The 19435-nt window shown below is 68.6% G+C and carries 18 protein-coding genes and 1 other RNA gene; 12 read left to right on the forward strand and 7 right to left on the reverse strand.

Going from position 1 to position 19435, the window contains the following annotated elements:
• Nucleotides 1–19: 19 nt before the first annotated feature.
• Both smpB and SK803_RS37775 read left to right on the forward strand, forming a co-directional pair.
• A complete protein-coding gene (gene smpB / locus SK803_RS37770; RefSeq protein ID WP_045311206.1) occupies nucleotides 20–496 on the forward strand; it encodes an SsrA-binding protein SmpB in 477 nt (158 codons plus the stop codon).
• Nucleotides 496–1323 carry an amidohydrolase family protein gene (locus SK803_RS37775; RefSeq protein WP_319970993.1) on the forward strand — a complete coding sequence of 276 codons (828 nt, stop codon included), beginning with the start codon at nucleotides 496–498 and terminating at the stop codon, nucleotides 1321–1323. Before smpB ends, SK803_RS37775 begins: the two co-directional genes overlap by 1 nt.
• Here the strand turns inward: SK803_RS37775 and SK803_RS37780 are convergent.
• Nucleotides 1308–1949, reverse strand: coding sequence for a response regulator transcription factor (locus SK803_RS37780; RefSeq protein ID WP_319970994.1), 642 nt, complete (start codon nucleotides 1947–1949; stop codon nucleotides 1308–1310). The two genes, SK803_RS37775 and SK803_RS37780, sit on opposite strands and share 16 nt — an antisense overlap.
• Complete coding sequence (locus SK803_RS37785) at nucleotides 1937–3175, reverse strand: sensor histidine kinase (RefSeq protein WP_406601644.1); 1239 nt, start codon at nucleotides 3173–3175, stop codon at nucleotides 1937–1939. The genes SK803_RS37780 and SK803_RS37785 overlap by 13 nt, the downstream gene beginning before the upstream one ends.
• 122 nt (nucleotides 3176–3297) lie before the next feature.
• Between SK803_RS37785 and ssrA the strand changes: the two genes are divergently transcribed.
• The 3 genes from ssrA (at nucleotide 3298) to SK803_RS37800 (ending at nucleotide 5504) form a co-directional block, all read left to right on the forward strand.
• Nucleotides 3298–3670: a transfer-messenger RNA gene (ssrA, locus tag SK803_RS37790) on the forward strand.
• A gap of 187 nt (nucleotides 3671–3857) precedes the next feature.
• The gene (locus SK803_RS37795) at nucleotides 3858–4823 is read left to right on the forward strand and encodes a GlxA family transcriptional regulator (protein ID WP_319970996.1); all 966 of its coding nucleotides are present in this window, start codon (nucleotides 3858–3860) and stop codon (nucleotides 4821–4823) included.
• A gap of 42 nt (nucleotides 4824–4865) precedes the next feature.
• Nucleotides 4866–5504 (forward strand): HD domain-containing protein, encoded by a 639-nt coding sequence (locus SK803_RS37800; RefSeq protein ID WP_319970997.1) that lies wholly within the window; start codon nucleotides 4866–4868, stop codon nucleotides 5502–5504.
• On the opposite strand, the gene SK803_RS37805 is transcribed toward SK803_RS37800, so the two are convergent.
• Nucleotides 5479–6402 (reverse strand): saccharopine dehydrogenase NADP-binding domain-containing protein, encoded by a 924-nt coding sequence (locus SK803_RS37805; protein WP_319970998.1) that lies wholly within the window; start codon nucleotides 6400–6402, stop codon nucleotides 5479–5481. The genes SK803_RS37800 and SK803_RS37805 overlap by 26 nt on opposite strands.
• Nucleotides 6403–6455: 53 nt before the next feature.
• Here SK803_RS37805 and SK803_RS37810 point away from each other — a divergent pair, with 53 nt between their 5' ends.
• From SK803_RS37810 to menC, 4 genes are read left to right on the forward strand one after another with little or no spacing between them, the layout of a single operon-like run.
• Nucleotides 6456–7400: a helix-turn-helix domain-containing protein gene (locus tag SK803_RS37810; RefSeq protein ID WP_319970999.1), complete on the forward strand. Its 945-nt coding sequence runs from the start codon at nucleotides 6456–6458 to the stop codon at nucleotides 7398–7400.
• Nucleotides 7401–7428: 28 nt separating this feature from the next.
• Complete coding sequence (locus tag SK803_RS37815; RefSeq protein WP_319971000.1) at nucleotides 7429–8841, forward strand: amino acid permease; 1413 nt, start codon at nucleotides 7429–7431, stop codon at nucleotides 8839–8841.
• Nucleotides 8819–9583 (forward strand): hypothetical protein, encoded by a 765-nt coding sequence (locus tag SK803_RS37820; protein WP_319971001.1) that lies wholly within the window; start codon nucleotides 8819–8821, stop codon nucleotides 9581–9583. Before SK803_RS37815 ends, SK803_RS37820 begins: the two co-directional genes overlap by 23 nt.
• The gene (menC, locus tag SK803_RS37825) at nucleotides 9580–10683 is read left to right on the forward strand and encodes an o-succinylbenzoate synthase (RefSeq protein ID WP_319971002.1); all 1104 of its coding nucleotides are present in this window, start codon (nucleotides 9580–9582) and stop codon (nucleotides 10681–10683) included. Before SK803_RS37820 ends, menC begins: the two co-directional genes overlap by 4 nt.
• Here menC and SK803_RS37830 read toward each other — a convergent pair.
• From SK803_RS37830 to hrpB, 4 genes are read right to left on the reverse strand one after another with little or no spacing between them, the layout of a single operon-like run.
• Nucleotides 10668–11270, reverse strand: coding sequence for an HD domain-containing protein (locus SK803_RS37830; RefSeq protein ID WP_319971003.1), 603 nt, complete (start codon nucleotides 11268–11270; stop codon nucleotides 10668–10670). The two genes, menC and SK803_RS37830, sit on opposite strands and share 16 nt — an antisense overlap.
• Nucleotides 11267–12349: a nucleotide disphospho-sugar-binding domain-containing protein gene (locus tag SK803_RS37835; RefSeq protein ID WP_319971004.1), complete on the reverse strand. Its 1083-nt coding sequence runs from the start codon at nucleotides 12347–12349 to the stop codon at nucleotides 11267–11269. Before SK803_RS37835 ends, SK803_RS37830 begins: the two co-directional genes overlap by 4 nt.
• Before the next feature lie 25 nt (nucleotides 12350–12374).
• Nucleotides 12375–13949, reverse strand: coding sequence for a GMC oxidoreductase (locus SK803_RS37840; protein ID WP_319971005.1), 1575 nt, complete (start codon nucleotides 13947–13949; stop codon nucleotides 12375–12377).
• Entirely contained in the window at nucleotides 13946–16213 is a 2268-nt protein-coding gene (gene hrpB / locus SK803_RS37845) for an ATP-dependent helicase HrpB (protein ID WP_319971006.1), read from the reverse strand. The genes SK803_RS37840 and hrpB overlap by 4 nt, the downstream gene beginning before the upstream one ends.
• Before the next feature lie 26 nt (nucleotides 16214–16239).
• On the opposite strand from hrpB, the gene SK803_RS37850 reads away from it, so the two are divergent.
• Genes SK803_RS37850 through SK803_RS37860 form a run of 3 tightly spaced genes read left to right on the forward strand, consistent with a single transcriptional unit; the run spans nucleotide 16240 to nucleotide 19428 of the window.
• Nucleotides 16240–17289 (forward strand): glycosyltransferase, encoded by a 1050-nt coding sequence (locus tag SK803_RS37850; RefSeq protein ID WP_319971007.1) that lies wholly within the window; start codon nucleotides 16240–16242, stop codon nucleotides 17287–17289.
• Complete coding sequence (locus SK803_RS37855; RefSeq protein WP_319971008.1) at nucleotides 17282–18091, forward strand: GNAT family N-acetyltransferase; 810 nt, start codon at nucleotides 17282–17284, stop codon at nucleotides 18089–18091. The genes SK803_RS37850 and SK803_RS37855 overlap by 8 nt, the downstream gene beginning before the upstream one ends.
• 50 nt (nucleotides 18092–18141) lie before the next feature.
• Nucleotides 18142–19428, forward strand: a complete 1287-nt coding sequence (locus tag SK803_RS37860; protein ID WP_319971009.1) for an MFS transporter — start codon at nucleotides 18142–18144, stop codon at nucleotides 19426–19428.
• The last annotated feature ends 7 nt before the right edge of the window (nucleotides 19429–19435 follow it).

A 19435-nucleotide genomic window follows, 5' to 3' on the forward strand; every position in this document is an offset into this window, starting at 1 on the left:
ACCACGTAAAGTTGTCGCCATGGTCAAGGAACGCGGGCAGAAGGTCATCGCGTCGAACCGCAAGGCTCGGCACGACTGGGCCATTCTGGACACCTACGAGGCGGGCATTCAGCTCGTCGGCACCGAGGTGAAGAGCCTGCGCATGGGACGGGCGTCCCTCGTGGACGCCTTCGCCCAGGTCGACGACGGCGAGATCTGGTTGCACGCGCTGCACATCCCGGAGTACGTCGCGGGGACCTGGACGAACCACGAGGTCCGGCGCAAGCGCAAGCTGCTGCTGCACAAGGCGGAGATCGAACGGCTGATCGGCAAGACCAAGGAGTCCGGTCTGTCGCTGGTCCCGCTGCAGATGTACTTCAAGGACGGTTACGTCAAGGTCGAGATCGCCCTCGCGAAGGGCAAGAAGGCCTACGACAAGCGTCAGGACATCGCGAAGCGCGACGCCAACCGCGAGATCGCCAAGGCGCACGGACGGGCCCTCAAGGGTCGTTACTGATGGCACTGGTGGACGTCCACGTCCACTTCATGCCGCGGAACGTCCTGGACAAGGTCTGGGCGTACTTCGACCGCGTGCGCGAATCCGGTGTCGACTGGTACATCCACTACCGGACAGACGAGGACGCCCGGCTCACCGCACTGCGGGAGCTGGGCGTTGTCGCGTTCGCGCCGCTCGTGTACCCGCACAAGCCGGGCATGGCGCAGTGGCTGAACGAGTGGGTGGCCGACTTCGCGTCGCGGGTGCCCGAGGCGGTCCCGACGGGCACGTTCTACGCGGAACCGGGTGCCGACGCGTACGTGCGCAAGGCGCTCGAAGCCGGTGCGCGCTGCTTCAAGTCGCACGTCCAGGTCGGCGGTTACGACCCGCGGGACGAGCTGCTGGACGGCGTCTGGGGTCTGCTCGCCGAAGCTGGTGTGCCGGTGGTCGTGCACGGTGGCGACGGGCCGTATCCCGGCGAGTTCACCGGGCTCGGGATCTTCGCGGAGGTGCTGCGCCGGCACCCGTCGTTGACCGCGGTGATCGCGCACGCCGGGATGCCCGACTACTCCGGCGCGTTGGACCTGGTCGAGCGGTATCGGAACGTCCACGTGGACACCACGATGGTCGGCGTTCCGTTCACCGAGCGGATGGTGCCGCTGCCTGCCGAATGGCGTTCGCGGATCGCCGGTCTGGCGGACCGGGTGGTGCTGGGCAGCGACTTCCCGAACATCCCGTACCCCTACGAGGTGCAGCTCGACGCCGTTCGCTCGTGGGATCTGGACGCCGCGGCCGAGCAGGCGATCCTGCACGACAACGGCGCCCGGCTGCTTCAGCTGTCCAGATAGGCCAGGACAGCGCGCACGCGGCGGTGCTCCGAGTTCGACGGTTCGAGGCCGAGCTTGGCGAAGATGTTGCCGACGTGCTTCTCCACGGCGCCGTCGGACACCACGAGCGTGCCGGCGATGGCCGTGTTGGACAGTCCTTGTGCCATCAACCCGAGCACCTCGCGTTCGCGGGGCGTCAACGAGTCGACGGGGCTCTTCTTGCTGCGCACCATGAGCTGCGTGATCACCTCGTGGTCGATGCTCGTGCCGCCGTCGGCGACCCGCCGCACCGCGTCGACGAACTCCTTCACGTCCGCCACCCGTTCCTTGAGCAGATAACCGACACCGCTGGCACCGCCCGCGAGCAGCTCCACGGCATAGCGCTCCTCGACGTACTGCGACAGCACCAGCACCGGCAGCCCGGGGTAGCGGCGGCGGCACTCGATGGCGGCCCGCAGCCCCTCGTCGGTGAACGTCGGAGGCATCCGCACGTCCACCACGCACAGGTCCGGCTTGTGCTCGGTCACGGCGTCGAGCAGTCCGTCGCCGTTCTCCACAGCCGCAACGGTTTCGATGCCCTCGTCGGCGAGCAACCGCTGCACGCCCTCCCTGAGCAGCACCGAATCCTCGGCGATCACCACGCGCACGGCAACTCCGCTCGAATAACGGTCGGCCCACCAACGGGGCTGACTACGACAACCACACCGTCGATCGTGGCGGCCCGGTCGGCCAGACCGGCGAGTCCGCCGCCCGGCTTCAGCTCGGCGCCGCCCTGACCGTTGTCGGTGACCTCGACCAGCACTCCGGTGTCGACCCGGTTGACCCGCACGGTCGCCTTGGTGCCGTTGGAGTGCTTGGTGATGTTCGTGAGTGCTTCGCCAACCGTGAAGTACGCGGCGCTCTCCACCGACGTCGGCGGTCGCGGTTCGACGTTGACCTCGAGGTCGACCTGGATCGGGACACGCGCGGCGAGCGAGCTGAGTGCCGCGTCGAGACCGCGGTCGCCGAGCACGGACGGGTAAATGCCCCGCGCCAGGTCGCGCAGCTCCCTGATGGCTTCCTTGGCATCCGCGTGCGCCTCGGCGATGAGCACGGCCGCACCCTCCGGGTCGGAGTCCATTTTGGACTTCGCCCGGCCCAGCCCCATCGCCACCGCCACGAGCCGCTGCTGCGCGCCGTCGTGCAGATCGCGTTCGATGCGCCGGCGCTCCGCCTCGGCCGCCTCGACCCCGCGGGCCCGGCTGGACTGCAGCCGCTCCGCCTCGATCGCCAGCGCGTCGGCCCGCGTCGGACCGAGCATCCCGCGCGCGAACTTGCCGTGCAGCACGCCGAGCCACCGGGTCCCGATGACCGCGAACGGGATCAACGCCAGGCCGATCACCGCGACGGGCATCGCCGACACGAACGAGTCGATGGTCCAGAACTCGCCCACGATCACCGCGAACGGCGCCTCGTCGATCCAGAACGGCACCGCCATGAACGCCGCCGCGACCGACCACATCGCGATGACGGAGGCGAACTCGATGACGCCCACCGGCAGCAGGAGCAGCAGGTACCCGAAGTCGCGCCAGGTCGCCGGATCGGTGAACTGGGCCTTCCGCCGCTGCCACAGCGTGCCTGTCGGCTTGTCGCGGTAGGGCCTGGGGATGTCCGTGCGCAACGCCGCCCTGACCCACGACCGCTCCACCGCCGCACCGCCGCGGATGACGTTCATCGCGAGCCACAGGATCGGCAGGCCGACCCAGAGGACGGATGTCGCCAGCCCGACCACGATCAGAACGACGGAGAGGGTGAACCAGAAGATGCCGGTCACCAGGTTGGTCAGCAGGTAGAACCCGGCTGCGAGCGCGTTCGGTTTCCTCATGTCGTCCATCGTGTCGTTCCCGCTGGTCAGGGACCATGTGGCTAGCTAGGAGGTCCGGGGTGGGGACAGCCCTACCTGCCTCGGGAAGAAGTCGTTGGCCCCGGTCGTTATGCTATGCGTACCACTTACAAGGGGGTGAACGGTTTCGACTGTGGACGTTGATTCAGGGGAAGCGTGCTGGTGCAGGCGAGAGACCACCACAAGCGTCATCGCAAACCAATAAGCGCCGAGTCTAACGACAAGCGCGCGTTCGCTCTCGCCGCCTGAGGCGAGTAGCAACGCTGTCGGCCTAGGAGCGCCTTCGGCCTAGTGTCCGGCATCAGCTAGAGGGCTTACCTGCAGTCTCGGTCGCGGAGATTGTTGGGGACACTCACAGCGACTGGGCCCGTCACATCAGCTCGTCTGCGTGACTGATGGGGCCGAGTAGAGACCTAGCAGACTGCGCACGGAGAAGCCCTGATGAGCCGCCATAGGACCCGGGTTCGATTCCCGGCACCTCCACGAGATGGGTGGCGAGTGCTCGCGCACGCTGCGCGTGCGCTCGCCATTTCTCGTTCCGGGTGTTTTCTGGGGGCCGAGCCCCCAGATCCCACGCCGGGGGCGAGCCCCCGGACCCCCGCCCGTCTGCTGCTTCGCAGCTAGGCGGGCTTTCGTTTGCGGTCGCCGGGTGGCGTGCGAGGGTGTGGCTGTGGTGAGTGGCCGGAAGATCGTCTTTCTCCTGTTCGACAGGATGAAGATGCTGGACGTCACTGGTCCCGCCGAGGTGTTCGCCGAGGCCAACATCGTCGGCGCCGACTACACGATCAGTTACGTCTCGGCGTCCGGCGAGCCGGTCATGACCTCCATCGGGATCCGCCTGCCGGTCGACGGCACTCCCGACGACGTGCTCGACGCGGACACCGTCGTGGTCTCTGGTGGGGACGTGCTCGTCCAGCGAGGCGTGCCGGCTGACCTGGTGGCCGCGATCCAGAGCTTGCAGGGTGGGGCGAGGCGGCTCGTCTCGATCTGCACCGGGTCGTTCGCGCTGGCGGCGGCGGGTGTGTTGAGCGGGCGGCGGGCCACCACGCACTGGCGGGTCGCGGACCGGCTCGCGCGGGCTCACCCGGACGTTCAGGTCGAGGCCGATGCGCTGTTCGTCGAGGACCGTGGCGTGTTCACCTCGGCGGGCGTGTCCGCCGGGATGGATCTCGCGTTGGCGCTGGTCGAGCAGGACTACGGGCCTGACCTGGCGCGGGAGGTGGCGCGCCGGCTGGTGATGTTCATGCAGCGGCCCGGTGGGCAGTCGCAGTTCTCGGCGCCGTTGGAGATCAGGCCGCCGCGCACGCCGGTGTTGCGCGAGGTGGTGGACCTGGTGTCGGCGCAGCCCGCGTTGGACCACAGTGCGCGGACGTTGGCGGCGCGGGTCGGGGTGAGTTCGCGGCACTTGGCGCGGTTGTTCGCCACCGAGTTGGACACGACGCCTGCCAGGTTCGTGGAGCAGGTCAGGCTGGATCACGCCAAGGTGCTGCTGGACGCGGGGCACGGGGTGGCGCAGGCGGCCCGTGAGGCCGGGTTCGGGAGTTCCGAGACGATGCGGCGCGTGTTCGTGGCACGGCTCGGGGCGTCGCCCAGTGAGTACCGGGCGCGGATGTCCACATCTGTGGGCAGGCGGTCCTGATTGACGGTGGGCGTTCGCTGCCGCCGAGCTGACGATGAAGTCATGGCAGAGGTCATCGCGGGTGTGGAGATCCCCGGCACGGAACTGGTTCGGGCGGCGACGGAGCTGATGCGGAAGGTCGCGGACGACACGTTGTTCCACCATTCACGGCGGGTGTTCCTGTGGGGGTCGTTGAAGGCGGCCGCGCGGGGGCTCGAGGTCGATCCGGAGCTGGCCTACGTGGGTGGGCTGTTCCACGACCTGGGGCTGATCGAGCTCTACGCGTCGAAGGACCTGCGGTTCGAGATCGACGGTGCGGAGGCCGCGCGGACGTTCCTGCTGGAGCACGGGCGGACCGAGGAAGACGCGCGCAACGTGTGGCTGGCGATCGCGCTGCACACGACCCCGGAGGTGACGTTGCGGCTGTCCGGGGAGGTGGCGGTGGTGGCGCTGGGCGTCAAGACCGACGTGCTCGGGATCGGGCTGGACGAGCTCACCGAGCGGCAGCGGGCGGAGGTGGTCGCCGCACATCCCCGGCCGGACTTCAAGAACCGGATCCTGAAGGCGTTCTACGACGGCATGGCGCACCGGCCGGACACCACGTACGGGACGATGAACGACGACGTGCTCGCGTACTTCGACCCGAACTTCAAGCGCACCGACTTCGTGGAGCTGATCAAGGGCAGCGCCTGGCCGGAATGACGTCCGACAGCGCGTCCAGGAAGTCGGCGGCGTCGAACATCGCGCCCGCGGAGGCCACGCCGGTGACGTTGAAACGGCCGGTGAGCAGTCGTTCCACCGCTTCCACGGCCAGAGGTGCGGTCACGGCGTAGATGTCGCGGCCGGTGACGGTCAGGCGGCGCTCCTCGTCATCACGCCGGACGACGACGTCCACCTCGAACGTCTCCGCGTCCTGCCGGTCCGCGCCGCTGTGCAGGCCGTCGGCCGCGCTCGTGGACATGTAGGTGGTGACCGACGGGATCGCCAGGTGGCTCGGCACCGTCACGACGTCGGCCATCGTGAACTCGGCGATGACCTCGCGTGGGCCGGACGGGAAAGGCCAGGTCACGGTGGACGAGGTGTCGTCGTGGTACTCCAGGGCGGCGTCGCGGAACCGGACGCTGCGGCCGCCTCGGCGGTCGCGGGAGACCTGGCCGGCGGTGAGCGTGCCGGGGCTCGGCTGCCAGCCGCTCAGGCCGTAGGCGACGTGGGCGGAGGTGGCGCCGGTCCACTCGGCCATCGCGGCGGTGACCAGCAGGTCGCCGAGGCCGCCGAAGAACGCCATCGCGGGCACCACCGGGATCGAGGCGCCGCGGGCGAACGTGTCCACGTTCGCCTCGATCTCGGCCGCCACGTCCACGTACGGGATGCCCGCGCGTTCGGCCGCGGCGATCAGCGGAAGAGCCGTCACCGCGAACGGACCGGCTGTGTTGATCACCGCGTCGGCACCGGTGAGGGCGCGGTCGAGGGCGGCGGGGTCGTCTGCTGTTGCCTGGGCGCGGCCGAACGGAAGTGCCGAGAGGCCGCGCTTTTCCAGTTCCGCCAGTACAAAGCGGCCGGTGAGTCCGGAGGCGCCGTACACCGCGATCTTGTGTCCCATGTGGACCATCAAAGCCGTGCGGCGGAAAACCGGCTAGTGTCTGGAACGACACGATGCGTACAGTTTCGGACATGCTCGCGTTCGCTGTGACCGACGGGATGCTCCACTTCGAGCTGACCGCGACGTACGAGATCTTCACCGCCCCGCAGCTCGACTACCGCGTCCAGATCTGCGGCAACGGGCCGGTGCGGGTCGGCAGGTTCACGCTGGAGCCGGACCTGCCCCTGGACCAGCTCGGACGCGCCGACACCGTGATCGTGCCCGCGATCGCGGAGGTGGACGAGCCGATGGACTTGGAGCTCGTCCAAGCCGTCCGGGCGGCGCACGAGAAGGGCGCGCGGATCATCTCGTTGTGCACGGGTGCGTTCGTGCTCGCGGAAGCCGGGCTGCTCGACGGGCTCAGGGCGACCACGCACTGGGGACACACCGACGAACTGGCCAGGCGGTATCCGCGCGTCGAGGTCGACCCGGACGTGCTGTACGTCGACAACGGTCAGGTGATGACGAGCGCGGGCAAGGCGGCGGCGATCGACCTGAGCCTGCACGTGATCCGCGGTGACCACGGCACCGCCACCGCGAACACCGCGGCGCGCAGGCTCGTCGTGCCGCCGCATCGCGACGGCGGGCAGGCGCAGTTCGTGCTGGCGCCGGTGCCGTCCGGCGAAGGCCATCCGCTCACGGAGTTGTTCGACTGGGTCTCGGCGCGGTTCGACCAGATGATCACCGTCGAGGACCTGGCGCGGCAGGCCAACATGAGTTCGCGCCACCTCGCCCGGCTGTTCAGGTCGGTCACCGGCACCACGCCGTTGCAGTGGCTGCACACCCAACGGATCAGAAGGGCGCAGGAGTTGCTGGAGATGACGGACGACAGCGTCGACCAGATCGCCGAGGCGTCCGGCATGGGCACGGCCACGACGTTGCGCCGGCACTTCCACCGTACGGTCGGTGTGCCGCCCGACACATACCGCCGCACGTTCCGCCCGGTTGGTAGCCGATAGCTGTATAGCAGGCAGTTATGTTGTCCGGATGAGCAACGGACAGCGCATCGGGGCGCGGGTGTTGCGGCGCAAGCCGATCGACCAGCTGACTCACCCTGGCAGCGAACTCAAGCGCACCATGGGTGTCGGCCACCTCACGATGATCAGCATCGGTGCCACGCTCGGCACCGGCATCTTCGTCGTGCTGGGGCAGGCGGTGCCGAAGGCCGGTCCCGCCATCGTGCTGTCGTTCGTGCTGGCAGGCATCACCGCGTTGTTCTCCGCGCTGTCGTACGCCGAACTCGCCGGCCTCATCCCGGCGTCCGGCTCCTCGTACTCCTACACCTATGCCACGCTCGGCGAGATCGTCGCGTGGGTCTGCGGCTGGTGTCTCGTGCTCGAGTACGGGGTCTCGGTCGCCGCGGTCGCGGTCGGGTGGGGTCAGTACATCAACGAGCTGTTGCACCTGGTGACAGGACTGCGGATTCCGGACGCGCTGAGCCAGCCGCCGAGTGCGGGAGGGATCGTCAACATTCCCGCCGTGCTGGTCGTGGTCCTCTCGATGCTGGTGCTGCTGGGCGGATCCAAGGGCAGCGCGCGCACGAACACGATCCTGGTGTGGGTCAAGGTCGGCGCACTGCTGATGTTCTGCGCGGTCGCGTTCACCGCGTTCCAGGCGGGCAACCTGCAGCCGCTGTTCCCGCTGGGGCTCGCGGGCGTGAGCGCCGGCGCGGCCACGTTGTTCTTCTCCTACATCGGGTTCGACGCCGCGTCGACCGCCGGTGAGGAGGCCAAGAACCCGCAGCGCGACCTGCCGCGCGCGATCATCCTGTCGCTGGTCGTGATCACCGCGCTGTACTGCGCGGTCGCGCTGGCCGCGGTCGGGGCGATGCCGTGGCAGTCGTTCGAGGGCACGGAGGCCGCGTTGAGCCGGGTGCTCACCGACAACGTCAGCGGTGCGATCTGGCCGATCCTGCTGTCGATCGGCGCGGTGGTGGCAACGGCCTCCGTGGTGCTCACCGTCCTCTATGGACAGACGCGTATCCTGTACGCGATGTCCCGCGACGGGCTGGTGCCGTCGGTCTTCGCGAAGCTCAGTCCGAGGACCGGTGTGCCGTTCGTGAACACGCTGGTCGTCGGATCGTTCATCGGTGTGCTCGCCGCGTTCGTGTCGTTGGGGTCGCTGGCCGACGTGACCAGCATCGGCACGCTGTTCGCGTTCGGTCTGGTCAACATCGCGGTGATCATCCTGCGCCGCACCGAACCGGACCGCCAGCGGAGCTTCCGGGTGCCGTTCTCGCCGGTCACGCCGTTGCTGGGGCTGGCGTTCTGCGTCTACATGATGTTCAGCCTCGGACTCGACTCGTGGATCGCGTTCGTCGTCTGGATGGTCGTCGGCTTCGTCATCTACTTCGGTTACAGCGTCAGGAAGGCACGCCTTGCGGTTCCAAGTGATCAGTGACGTTCCTGGCATCGCCCGCGTCGCCGGGTACTACGCCGAGGTCTGGGAGACGACCGAGGACGTGCTGTCCACGGAGACGTTGCACTGCGTCCGGCACGCGGGTGGCGCGACCATCGGGGCGTTCGACGGCGACGAGCTGGTCGGTGCCACGACCGGGCTCTTCTGCCCGGACGGTTCGGTGTACTCGATGATCGCGGCGGCTCGGACCGGTGTCGGGTACCCGTTGAAGCTCGCGCAGAAGAAGTGGGCGGTCGAGCTGGGCGCCAGGTCGATGCGGTGGACCTACGACCCATTGGTGTCGCGCAACGCCCGGTTCAACCTGGTCAAGCTCGGGGCGGTCGTCACCGAGTACACAGTGGACTTCTACGGGCCGATGCGGGACGGCGTGAACGACGGCGACGAGAGCGATCGCCTGACCGTGCGGTGGGATCTCACCGGGTCGCGCGAGGCGCATGAGTCGGTGCCGTCCGGAGAGATCACGTCGATGGCGCCGGACGGGGAACCGTTGGCGCGCACCGACGGCGAACGGATCTGGTGCCGGGTGCCGCGTGACGTCGTGCAGGTGCGCAAGGAGTCCGCCGAGCTGGCCAAGCAGTGGCGCCAGGCGGTGCGCGGCGTGTTCGTCGACGCCTTCGAGCAGGGCTATGTCGCGACGTCGATGTCCCGTGAGGGCTGGTACGAGTTGGAGCGCAAGAAAGAAGCCGCCCAGAAAGAAGCCGCCCAGAAAGAAGCTGCACGATGAAGATCGAACGGGTTGAGCTCCTGCACGTCGCGATTCCGCTGGTGTCGCCGTTCCGCACGTCGTTCGGGACGATGACGACCAAGGACACGTTCCTGCTGCGGGTCGTGACGGACTCCGCCGAGGGCTGGTCGGAGTTCGCGGCCGACCCGGAACCGCTGTACTGCTCGGAGTTCGTCGCTGCCGCGGAACTGGTGCTGCACCAGCACCTCGTGCCACGGGTGACGCCAGAGGTCACGGCCGCGGAGGTCGCGCACCGGACTGAGGCGATCAAGGGGCACAAGCTCGCCAAGGCCGCGCTGGAGACCGCGATCCTGGACGCCGAGCTGCGGTCGTACGGGATGTCGATCGGCACGTTCCTCGGCGCCACGGCCACGAAGGTGCCCGCCGGTGTCTCGGTCGGGATCAAGAACTCGATCCCCGAGCTGATCAGCGACGTCGAGGGCTACCTCGCCGAGGGGTACGCCCGGATCAAGCTCAAGATCGAACCGGGCTGGGACGTCGAACCCGTGCGCGCTGTCCGCGAACGGTTCGGCGACATCCTGCTGCAGGTCGACGCGAACACCGCGTACACGCTGGCCGACGCCGAACACCTGCGCCGGCTCGACGCGTTCGACCTGCTGCTGATCGAACAACCGCTGGAAGAGGACGACATCCGCGGCCACGCGCTGCTCGCCCAGCGGATCCGCACGCCGATCTGCCTCGACGAGTCGATCACCTCGGCCAAGGACGCGGCGACGGCCATCGCGCTGGACGCGTGCCGGGTGATCAACGTCAAGCCGGCGCGGGTGGGCGGCTACCTGGAAGCGCGGCGGATCCACGACGTCGCGGTGGCGCACGGGATTCCGGTGTGGTGCGGAGGAATGCTGGAGACCGGCATCGGACGCGGGCCGAACCTGGCGCTCGCCGCGCTGCCGGGGTTCGTGCTGCCGGGCGACGTGTCGGCGTCACGCCGGTATTTCGCCGAGGACCTCACCGAACCGTTCGAGCTCGAGGACGGGTTCATGCACGTGCCTACCGGGCCGGGCATCGGCATCGAGCCGATCCCGGAGACGTTGCGGCGCTTCACTACCGCTACGAAGGTGCTCTACGCCAACGACTGAAGCTCGCGCTTGAGGTTGATCCGCGCGGCGGCGTCCCACAACTGCCGCGCGGGCTCGGTCACGAACAGGTCCTCGCGGTCGAGCAGGGTCTTCAGCACGCGCGTGCGGCCGGAGCGCCAAGCGGCGTCGTCGTGTTGCGAGTACTCCCGCCGCACGGCCCGGCTGTAGCGCTCGTAGTGCGCCGGTTCCGAACCGAGGATGGCCAGGTCGGCGTCGAGCAGCACGTGCGCGAGCGGATCTTCGGACGAGTGCGTGATCGTGGCCAGCACCAACGACTCCACCCGTGCGACGTGCTCTTCTTCCACGCCGGCCATGTGTTCCCGTGCCCACGCCGCCGACGCGCGTTCGTCGTCGCCCGGTTTGCCCTCGTAGATCACGTCATGTGCGCAGGCGGCCAACGTGAGGATCGCGCGCTCTTCTCCCGTGAACGCGTACGCGTCGGCCAGCGCCCACGAGTCACGGACGACGGACGCCACGTGGAAAGTGTTGTGGTACGAGCGATGCGGCTCGGAGTAGCGCTCCATCAGATCGCCCGCGTCCGGTGCGCCGCCGAGTGTGCGGACAGCGTCGTCCCAGATCCGTCTCACCGCGCCAGTTCCTCCTCGACCACGTCCGCGGCTAACGTGCTGCCGCCTGCCTGGTGAATCATCCGCCGCATGTCCTTCACCCGTGCGGAAATCGCGGAATCCGACGCCAGCTGACCCACCAACGAGCGCACACCCTCCTCGGTCACGGTGTCGAGCAGCACGCCGAGCCCGAGTTCCTCGACGCGCTGGCCGTTGAGGTGCTGGTCCGTCATGTGCGGCACGACGATCATGGGAACGCCGTGGTGCAGCGCCTCCATCACGCCACCCAGGCCGCCGCGGGTGATGAACACGCTCGCGTGCTCCAGCACGGCGAGTTGCGGCACGTCGTCGTGCACCTCGACGTTCGGCGCCGGGTTCTCGATCCTGCCCTTTGTGACAAGGTGCCACGGCATGCCGCGGGCCGCGTCGGCGCAGACCTGGGTGCCGGTGGTCGCGAGCACCACCGGTGTGCCGCCCGGCGGTTTCCACGTGCCCTGGAACGTGCGCTCGGTCAGGCACGGGCCGGTGAAGACGAACCGTTCGTCGAACGTGTCGCCCTCCGGCTGGAACTCCCTGGGGAACAAGGCGATCCGGCGTCGCGTGCCCGCCACGAACTCCGGCAGCGAGCAGCCGACGAAGCTCTGGACCCTGGTGAAGAACCGGATCGCGTCCCTGTCGAACTTCCTGGCTGGCATCACCGCCTGCCCGAGCGACCAGTGGGGGTTGCTGGTCAGCAGGCTGTCCAGCAGGAGGTGCGGGACACCCAGCCGGCGGCCGATCACGCCACCGGCCCAGGCCGCGATGTCCCACAGCACGATGTCGGGAGGGTCGTCGCGGAACACCGGTTCCAGCTCGAGCAGTGCCGTCTCGGCCTCGGTCAACGCGAGCTGCGCGGCGTCGTAGAGCGACGCCGGCAGCTCGGGCGGAAGCGTTGTGGTGCAGGGGATGGCGGTCGCGCCGCATTCGGTGACGGCCGTGCTGAACGCGGGCGGGACGGGGCAGCTCACGCGGTGTCCGCGGCGTACGAGCTCGGCGATCATCCCGAGCGCGGGGAGGACGTGTCCGCGCTCGGGCATGAGGAAGATCGCGATGTGCGCCATAGCTGAGATTAACGTTGTTCGATTCCTAATGGTTCAAATCGGTGGCGGTGATTCGACTCAAGTTCCGTTCCGCGAGTGCTGTGATCGTGACGAACGGGTTCGCGCCGATCGATCCGGGGATCAGCGAGCCGTCCGTGACGTAGAGGTTCTTCTGGCCCCTGACCCGGCCATATGCGTCCGTGGCTCGGCCGAGCAGGCAGCCGCCCAGCGGGTGGTAGGTGAAGTCGTCCGAGAACACTTTCCCGATTCCGAACAGGTCGGCGCGATATGTACTGAGGTTTGTTCGGTTTATCTCGTCGAACACGCCCCGCACCGCGCGGACCGAAGGTTCCATCTGCTCACGCCGCCAGTCGAGGGTGATCCCGTCGGTCCCGCGGTCGTAGTGGAACGTGCCGCGCTCGGGGTTCTTGGTGATCGCGAGGTACAGCGAGGCGAGGGTCTCGACGCCCGCCGGGACCGGGGCGATCTCGGCGAACACGCTGCGGTCGCGCCACGCGTCGATGGCGAGCACGGGCATGCCGGACTGCTGGAAGCCGCCGATCATCGTGCGGGCGGTCATCACGTTGCCGTTGGGACCCCAGCCGCGGCCGATCTCGTCGCTGAGCCCTGGCAGGTCGCCGTTCTCGCGGGCGCGCAGCAGCAGTTCGGTGGTGCCGAGGCTGCCGGCGCCGAGGAACAGGTGACGGCAGCCGATCTCCTTGGTGCTCAGGAGCTTTCCGAACGGGTCGCGGTGTTCGACGGTGAGAACGTAGGTGCCGTCGGGTTGCCGGCGGATGCGTTTGACGTGGTGCAACGTTTTGATGGTGACGTTGCCGGTGTTGAGCGCGTCGGCGAGATAGGTCTTGTCCAGGCTCATCTTGCCGTGGTTGTTGCCGTAGATGACCTCGCCGGCCAGCGCGGACTTCGGTTTGGTGCCACGGGCTTCGCCCTCCATGTGGGCGAAGTCGTAGACGTTCGGGATGACCTGGGTGCCGTAGCCGGCGTTCGCGGCCTGACGGCGGGCCGTGCGGGCGTACTGGTACCAGCTGGTGGACTCCAGGAACGCGCCGCGGATGGTGTTGACCCTGAGCGTTTTGTTCGCCAGCGGGAAGAACCTGTCGTACATCTCGCCGGAGTCGACTTCCGGCAGGACCTCCTCGAAGTACTCGCGCTTCGGGGTGACGGCCATGCCGCCGTTGACCAGCGAGCCACCACCGACGCCGCGGCCGAGGTAGACCGACATCTCGCTGAAGTGGACCTTGTCGAGGACGCCGGCGTAGCGCTGGATCGGGCGGTTCACGATCGGCAGGCCGAGCAGGGTTTCGAGCGGTGCCTCGGTGCGGTCCTTGAACCACATCGCGCGGCGGTCCGGGTTCAGCATCGGGCAGAAGACCTTGCCGTCGGGTCCCGGCTGGTCCCAGAGCTGACCCATCTCCAGCATCGTGGTCCTGATGCCGCGTTCGCCCAGTCGCAGGGCGGCGACGGCGGCTCCGTAGCCCGTGCCGATCACGACGGCTTCCGCGAAGTCGGTTTCCGCCCTGGCCGTGCCGATCGTGGTCATGCCCGCTGCCAGCGCCGTCATCCCCAGAAAGCGGCGCCGCGATACCTGAAATCCCCTCATGTGCCCTTACTGTAGGGCCGTTCGGGCCAGTGGTGCTTGGGATACCTGCCCTTCAACTCGCTGCGCACCCGCAGGTAGCCGTTGCGCCAGAAGGTCCTGAGATCGCTGGTCACGGCGGTGGGACGGCCTGCGGGAGAGAGCAGGTGCACCACCACCGGAACTCCCGCGATGAGCGGCGTGTCGGCCCACTTCATGGCGTCCTGGATGCGGACGTGGAGGGCGGGCTGGTCCTGGGTGTAGTCGACCTTGCCCTGGCCGATGCGTTCCGGGGCGAGCTGGTCGAACTCCGCCGCCTCCGGCCACGGCAGCAGGTTCCGCAACAGGTTCACCGTGTCGATCTTGGCCAGGTCGGAGCGCTTCTTCGCCTTGCCGAGGTCGATCGCGCGGATCAGGTTCTCGTCGTCGACGCTCGGCCAGTCGCGGGTCCTGTGCAGGAACGACATGCGTTCGCGCAGGCGTTTGGCGGCGTCGGTCCACTTGAGCAGGCCCAGGCCTTCGGCTTCGAGGCCGAGGCGGAGTGCCTGCTGGGACTTGGCGAGGTCGTTGAGCGGCCGTTCGTCGAGGGTGATCGCACCCAGCTTGCGGACCTCGTTCGCGATGACGTCGCCGTTCCACCGGATGTCGTCGACCGTGTGCACGAGGGCCTGGGCGGCGGTGACGGCGAGTTCCTCGTCGGCCGGGGCGGCGAGGCGGATGCGGCCGTGCTTGCTGCCCGGTTCGCGGTCGGCGATCGCGACCGCCAGCCACTTGGCGTGCGAGTCGGTGTGCTCGACGGCCGTTCCGTTGGCCATCAGGTAGACGTTGCTGTTCTTGGACCGGCGTTTCGCCAGCCGTTCCGGGTAGGCGAGGGCGACGACCAGCGCGGGGTCGCCGTTGCCAGCCGGGTTGGTGCCGAGCTTTTCGAGTTTCCTGGCTTCCTGGCGCCACTTGCCGGGCGACTTCAGCGCGGTCGCGAGGTCGCTCGTGCTGGGGTGGGTGCTGTCGTCGAGCAGTGCCACGACCTCGGCGGCGGTCCGGTTGCCGGCGAGCACGCTGCCGTCGATGAGCGCGCGGCCGAGACGGGGGTGCAGGCCGACGCTCGCGATGCGGTCGCGGCGGTCGGGTTCGAGTGCGCCGATGGCTTCGAGCGTTTCCTGGGCTGCCTTGAGGGCGCCCTCCGGCGGGGCGTCCCACCAGCTCAGGCCGCCGCCGTCGGGGGTGCCCCACACCGCGAGTTCGAGGGCGAGCCTGGTCAGGTCGGCCGTGCGGATCTCCGGCTCCGGGTAGCGGGGGAGCGTCGAGTGCTCGTGCTCTGGCCAGCAACGGTAGACGCGGCCTGGGGCTTCACGTCCGGCTCGTCCGGCGCGTTGCTCGGCCACGGCTTGGGAGACGCGGATCGTGGCAAGGCCCGCCAGTCCCCTGCGGTGGTCCACGCGCGGTACTCGGGCGAGGCCCGCGTCGACGACGGCACGGACGCCGGGGACGGTGAGGCTGGATTCGGCGATGCTGGTGGCCAGCACAACGCGCTGGTTCTGGCCACGTTTCAGCGCGGCGTCCTGGGTCTGGGCGTTGAGCTGGCCGTGCAGGATCACGGTTTCCGCGTTGAGCAGCTTGGCCGTTCGGTTGATCTCCCTGACGCCCGGCAGGAACGCGAGCACATCGCCGTCCACTTCGGACAGTGCCTGGTTGATGGCTCGCGCCACCGTGGTCTCGATGTGTTCCTTGCGTGCGGGTGGGACGTAGGTGATCTCCGTCGGGTACATGCGCGACTCGGTGTGCAGGACCGGGGCGTTGAGCAGGTCAGCGAGTCGTTGCGCGGCAACGGTTGCGGACGTCGCCAGGAGTTTCAGGTCCGGGCGCAGGCCTGCTTTGGCGTCCAGCAGGAGCGTGAGGAGCAGGTCGGCGTCGAGGTGGCGTTCGTGGCACTCGTCGAGCAGGACGGTGCCGACACCCTTGAGCTCCTGGTCGTGCTGGAGCCGGCGGACGAGAAGACCGCTGGTCACGACCTCGATGCGGGTGTGTTTGCTGGTCTTGCGGTCGCCTCTGACCGAATAACCGACGGTGTGGCCCACGGGTTCGCCCAGCAGGCTGGCCATGCGTGCGGCGGCGGCTCTGGCGGCGATCCTTCGCGGTTCGGCGACGACGACCCTGCCCGGGAGCGCGAGCGGGACGAGCGTGGTCTTGCCCGTGCCCGGTGGCGCGACCAGCACGGCCGACCCGTGTTCCTCCATGGTTTTGAGGAGCTCGGGGAGAACGGACTTCACCGGGAGATCGGGCAGGTGCACGTCGTTGAGTGTGTCAGGGTGGATGTATGGGGATTCTGGGTGTGGTGTCCGGGGTGCTGTCCACACTGCGATCCGCGCGCACAGTTGCGCAGTGGAAGCACGTTTCCGAGGTGTCTTCTTCTTCGAAGACCGCGTCTGTGCTGGCTGTCGTGCCGGCGCGCGACGAGGAAGCCACGTTGCCGTCGTTGCTTTCCGGGCTGGTGGGGCAGCCGGGTGTGCGTGTCGTGGTGGTGGACGACGCTTCTGGGGATGCGACGGCTGCTGTTGCCCGTTCGTGCGGGGCCGAGGTGATCTCGTCGTCCGGTCCGGCTGAGGGCTGGGCGGGCAAGACGCACGCGATGCATCTCGGTGTTCAGTCTGCTCAGGACGAGGAGTGGCTGCTGTTCGTGGACGCGGACGTGACCTGCGCGCCTGATCTGGTGGGGCGGCTGGTGGCTTCGGCGGGTGAGCTGGGTGCGGACCTGGTGTCGTCGTCGGGGCGCGGGGAGGGAGTGGCGTGGTGGTTCCTGCTGCCCGCGTTCAACACGCTCGTGTTCGAGGGATCGCCGCCGGACGGTCGCGGTGCGACGGCGCTCGCGGTGGGGCATTGCGTCCTGGTGCGCCGGTCGGTCTTCGAGGCTGCGGGTGGGTGGCCCGCGCTGGCGGAGACGCATGCCGACGACGTCGGGCTGGCCACGTTGATCAGGGATGCCGGTGGGGTCGTGCGGTTCGTCGACGCGATGGGGCTGTTGACGACGTCGGGGATCGACACGTTCGGGGACTGCTGGCGGTCGTTGCGCAAGAGCATCCAGCCGTCGATGCGGGAGATGTTCGGGCCGTGGGGCCGTGTGTTGTTGGTCATCGCGGGGCTGTTGCACCTGGCGTACGGGCTGATCCCAGTGCTGAAGTGGCGGTCGCCGTGGTCGTGGCTGGCGTGGTTCGCACAGGCCGTGTCGCATCGTGAGTTCGTGCGGCGAGTTGGTGCGCCCCAGGTGTCGGCCGTGCTGGCGCCTCTCTCTTGGGCGACGATCGGGGTGTTCCTGCTGGACTGTGCACTCAGGCCTGGTGCGAAGTGGAAGGACCGCCGAGTTGGTTGACCCGTTGCGCGACCCGGACGACCCGGAGTTGCTGGACCCGTACCAGTCGCGGTCGCTCGCGATCCTCGTGGAGGGAGCGCGGCTAGCGTCCGGTGCGGTCCGGTACGGCCGGGTCGGCCGGGTCGGCAGTGCGGCGGTGGTGATCAACCGCGAGAACCCGCTGCCCACCGGGAACTTCGGCTGCGCGCTGGACGGGTCGTCGGTCGAGGTCGCGTCGACGTTGTTGCAGCTGGAGCAGACGTTCGCCGACGTGGGACGGGCCGAGGCCGTGGTCTACGCGTCGCCGACGACCGTGGACGAGATCGAGGGGATCGCCGACGACTCCGGCTGGTACGCGGTCGAGGAGCTCTTGACCGTGGTTCATCGCGGGCCTGCTTCGGTGGCCTCGGACGTCCGGCCGGCTCGTGACGCGGATCTGCCGGGGATCGTCGAGCTGCTGTCCGACGAGCTGGTCGGCAACCGGGAGCGGCTGGGCCGGTGGCTCGGGCATCGAATGGACGATCCGCGTTGTTCGTTGTTGGTGGTGGACGACGGCGAACGGATCGGCGGGTTCGTGTCGGGGTTCGCTGAACGCGGCGTGGGTTTGGTCGAGCAGTGCGTTGTACGTCCGGCGCGTCGTCGTCGGGGTGTCGGACGGGCGTTGGTGGTGTCTGCTGCTGCGACCTTGCGTTCGTCCGGGGCGATGCTGATCGCTTCGCAGGTGGACGAGGGTCCGGGGGAGCGGTTCGCCGAGGCGTGCGGGTTCGTGGCCGCCTATCCGGTGACGGCATACGTACGCAGAGTGGATGAGCTGCTCGACTGAATTAGTTAGTTGCCGCGTGACATATCCTTAGCAGGGCTAAGGGGGGCTTTGTGCGCGAGCGGTTGCCGGTCGAGGTGTGGGTTCTGGTCGCGGCGAGCTTCATCATCGCCGTGGGGTTCGGGATCGTGGCGCCCGTGTTGCCGGTGTTCGCGGCGGAGTTCGGTGTCGGGCACACCGCCGTAGCGGCGCTGATCAGCGTGTTCGCCCTGGTCAGGCTGGCGTTCGCGCCGGTCAGCGGCCTGCTGGTGAACAAGTTCGGAGAGCCGCACGTCTACATCGCCGGCATCCTCATCGTGGCGTTCGGCACGGCCATGGCCGGGTTCTCCGGCAGCTACCTCGAGATGATCCTGTGGCGGGCGCTGGCCGGTGTCGGGTCGACGATGTTCACCGTCGCCGCGCTCGGGCTGCTGATCCGGATCACCCCGGCGCCGATGCGCGGCCGGGCGTCCGGGCTGTGGGCAGCCGGGTTCCTCATCGGCAACATCGCCGGCCCCATCGTCGGAGCCGTGCTCGTGCCGCTCGGCCTGTGGGTGCCGTTCGTGTCGTACGCCGCGTTGCTGTGCCTCGCCGCGTTCGTCGTCTGGATCTTCTTGCGAGGCTCTGAGCTCGCCGCGCTGGACAAGTCCAACGGTGAAGGCCACATGCCGCTCGCCGAGGCGATTCGGCACAAGGCCTACCACGCCGCGCTGGCCTCCGGGTTCGCCAACGGGTGGGCCGTGTTCGGTGTGCGCATCTCGCTGGTGCCGGTGTTCGTGGTCGAGGCGTTGAAGCAGAGCCCCACCCTGGCGGGCGTCTCGATGTCGGTGTTCGCGGCCGGCAACGCCGCGATGCTGTTCCTGTCCGGCAAGGTCGCGGACACGTGGGGCCGCAAGCCGGTCGCCATCGCCGGTCTGGTGATCAGCGGTCTCGCCACGATCTGGATGGGCTTCACCGGTGGCATGTGGGACTTCATGGCCGCCTCGCTCGTCGCCGGCATGGGCGCGGGCCTGCTGAACCCGCCGCAGAACGCCGTCGTGGCCGACGTGATCGGCGCCCGCGGCAAGGGCGGCCCGGTCCTCGCCGGGTTCCAGATGGTGACCGACCTGGGCGCCATCATCGGCCCGCTCTCCGCGGGCCTGCTCGCTGACTGGTTCAGCTTCGAAGCGTCGTTCGCCGTCACCGGTGCCGCGCTGCTGCTGGCCGTCGGCTTCTGGTTCGTGGCCCCCGAGACCCTGCCCACACATGAGGAGGAGCACACGGCCGCCTCGGTCGCGCCGGAGAGCGGCTGCCTCGGCGAAAGCGCCGAGGTCCCTACCGGCGAACGCGTGGGCGGCAAGCCACGCCACCCGGAAGCGTGATCGCGTA

Source organism: Lentzea miocenica (assembly GCF_033949945.1).
GTDB classification, from domain to species: Bacteria; Actinomycetota; Actinomycetes; order Mycobacteriales; family Pseudonocardiaceae; genus Lentzea; species Lentzea miocenica.

Coding starts and splice junctions, on each gene's coding strand:
- SK803_RS37805 (WP_319970998.1), bottom strand. CDS start 6,402: ATGGGACACAAGATCGCGGTGTACGGCGCCTCCGGACTCACCGGCCGC.
- SK803_RS37835 (WP_319971004.1), bottom strand. CDS start 12,349: ATGGCGCACATCGCGATCTTCCTCATGCCCGAGCGCGGACACGTCCTC.
- SK803_RS37800 (WP_319970997.1), top strand. CDS start 4,866: ATGGCAGAGGTCATCGCGGGTGTGGAGATCCCCGGCACGGAACTGGTT.
- SK803_RS37850 (WP_319971007.1), top strand. CDS start 16,240: ATGGGGATTCTGGGTGTGGTGTCCGGGGTGCTGTCCACACTGCGATCC.
- SK803_RS37840 (WP_319971005.1), bottom strand. CDS start 13,949: ATGAGGGGATTTCAGGTATCGCGGCGCCGCTTTCTGGGGATGACGGCG.
- SK803_RS37785 (WP_406601644.1), bottom strand. CDS start 3,175: ATGGACGACATGAGGAAACCGAACGCGCTCGCAGCCGGGTTCTACCTG.
- smpB (WP_045311206.1), top strand. CDS start 20: ATGGTCAAGGAACGCGGGCAGAAGGTCATCGCGTCGAACCGCAAGGCT.
- menC (WP_319971002.1), top strand. CDS start 9,580: ATGAAGATCGAACGGGTTGAGCTCCTGCACGTCGCGATTCCGCTGGTG.
- SK803_RS37810 (WP_319970999.1), top strand. CDS start 6,456: ATGCGTACAGTTTCGGACATGCTCGCGTTCGCTGTGACCGACGGGATG.
- SK803_RS37775 (WP_319970993.1), top strand. CDS start 496: ATGGCACTGGTGGACGTCCACGTCCACTTCATGCCGCGGAACGTCCTG.
- SK803_RS37815 (WP_319971000.1), top strand. CDS start 7,429: ATGAGCAACGGACAGCGCATCGGGGCGCGGGTGTTGCGGCGCAAGCCG.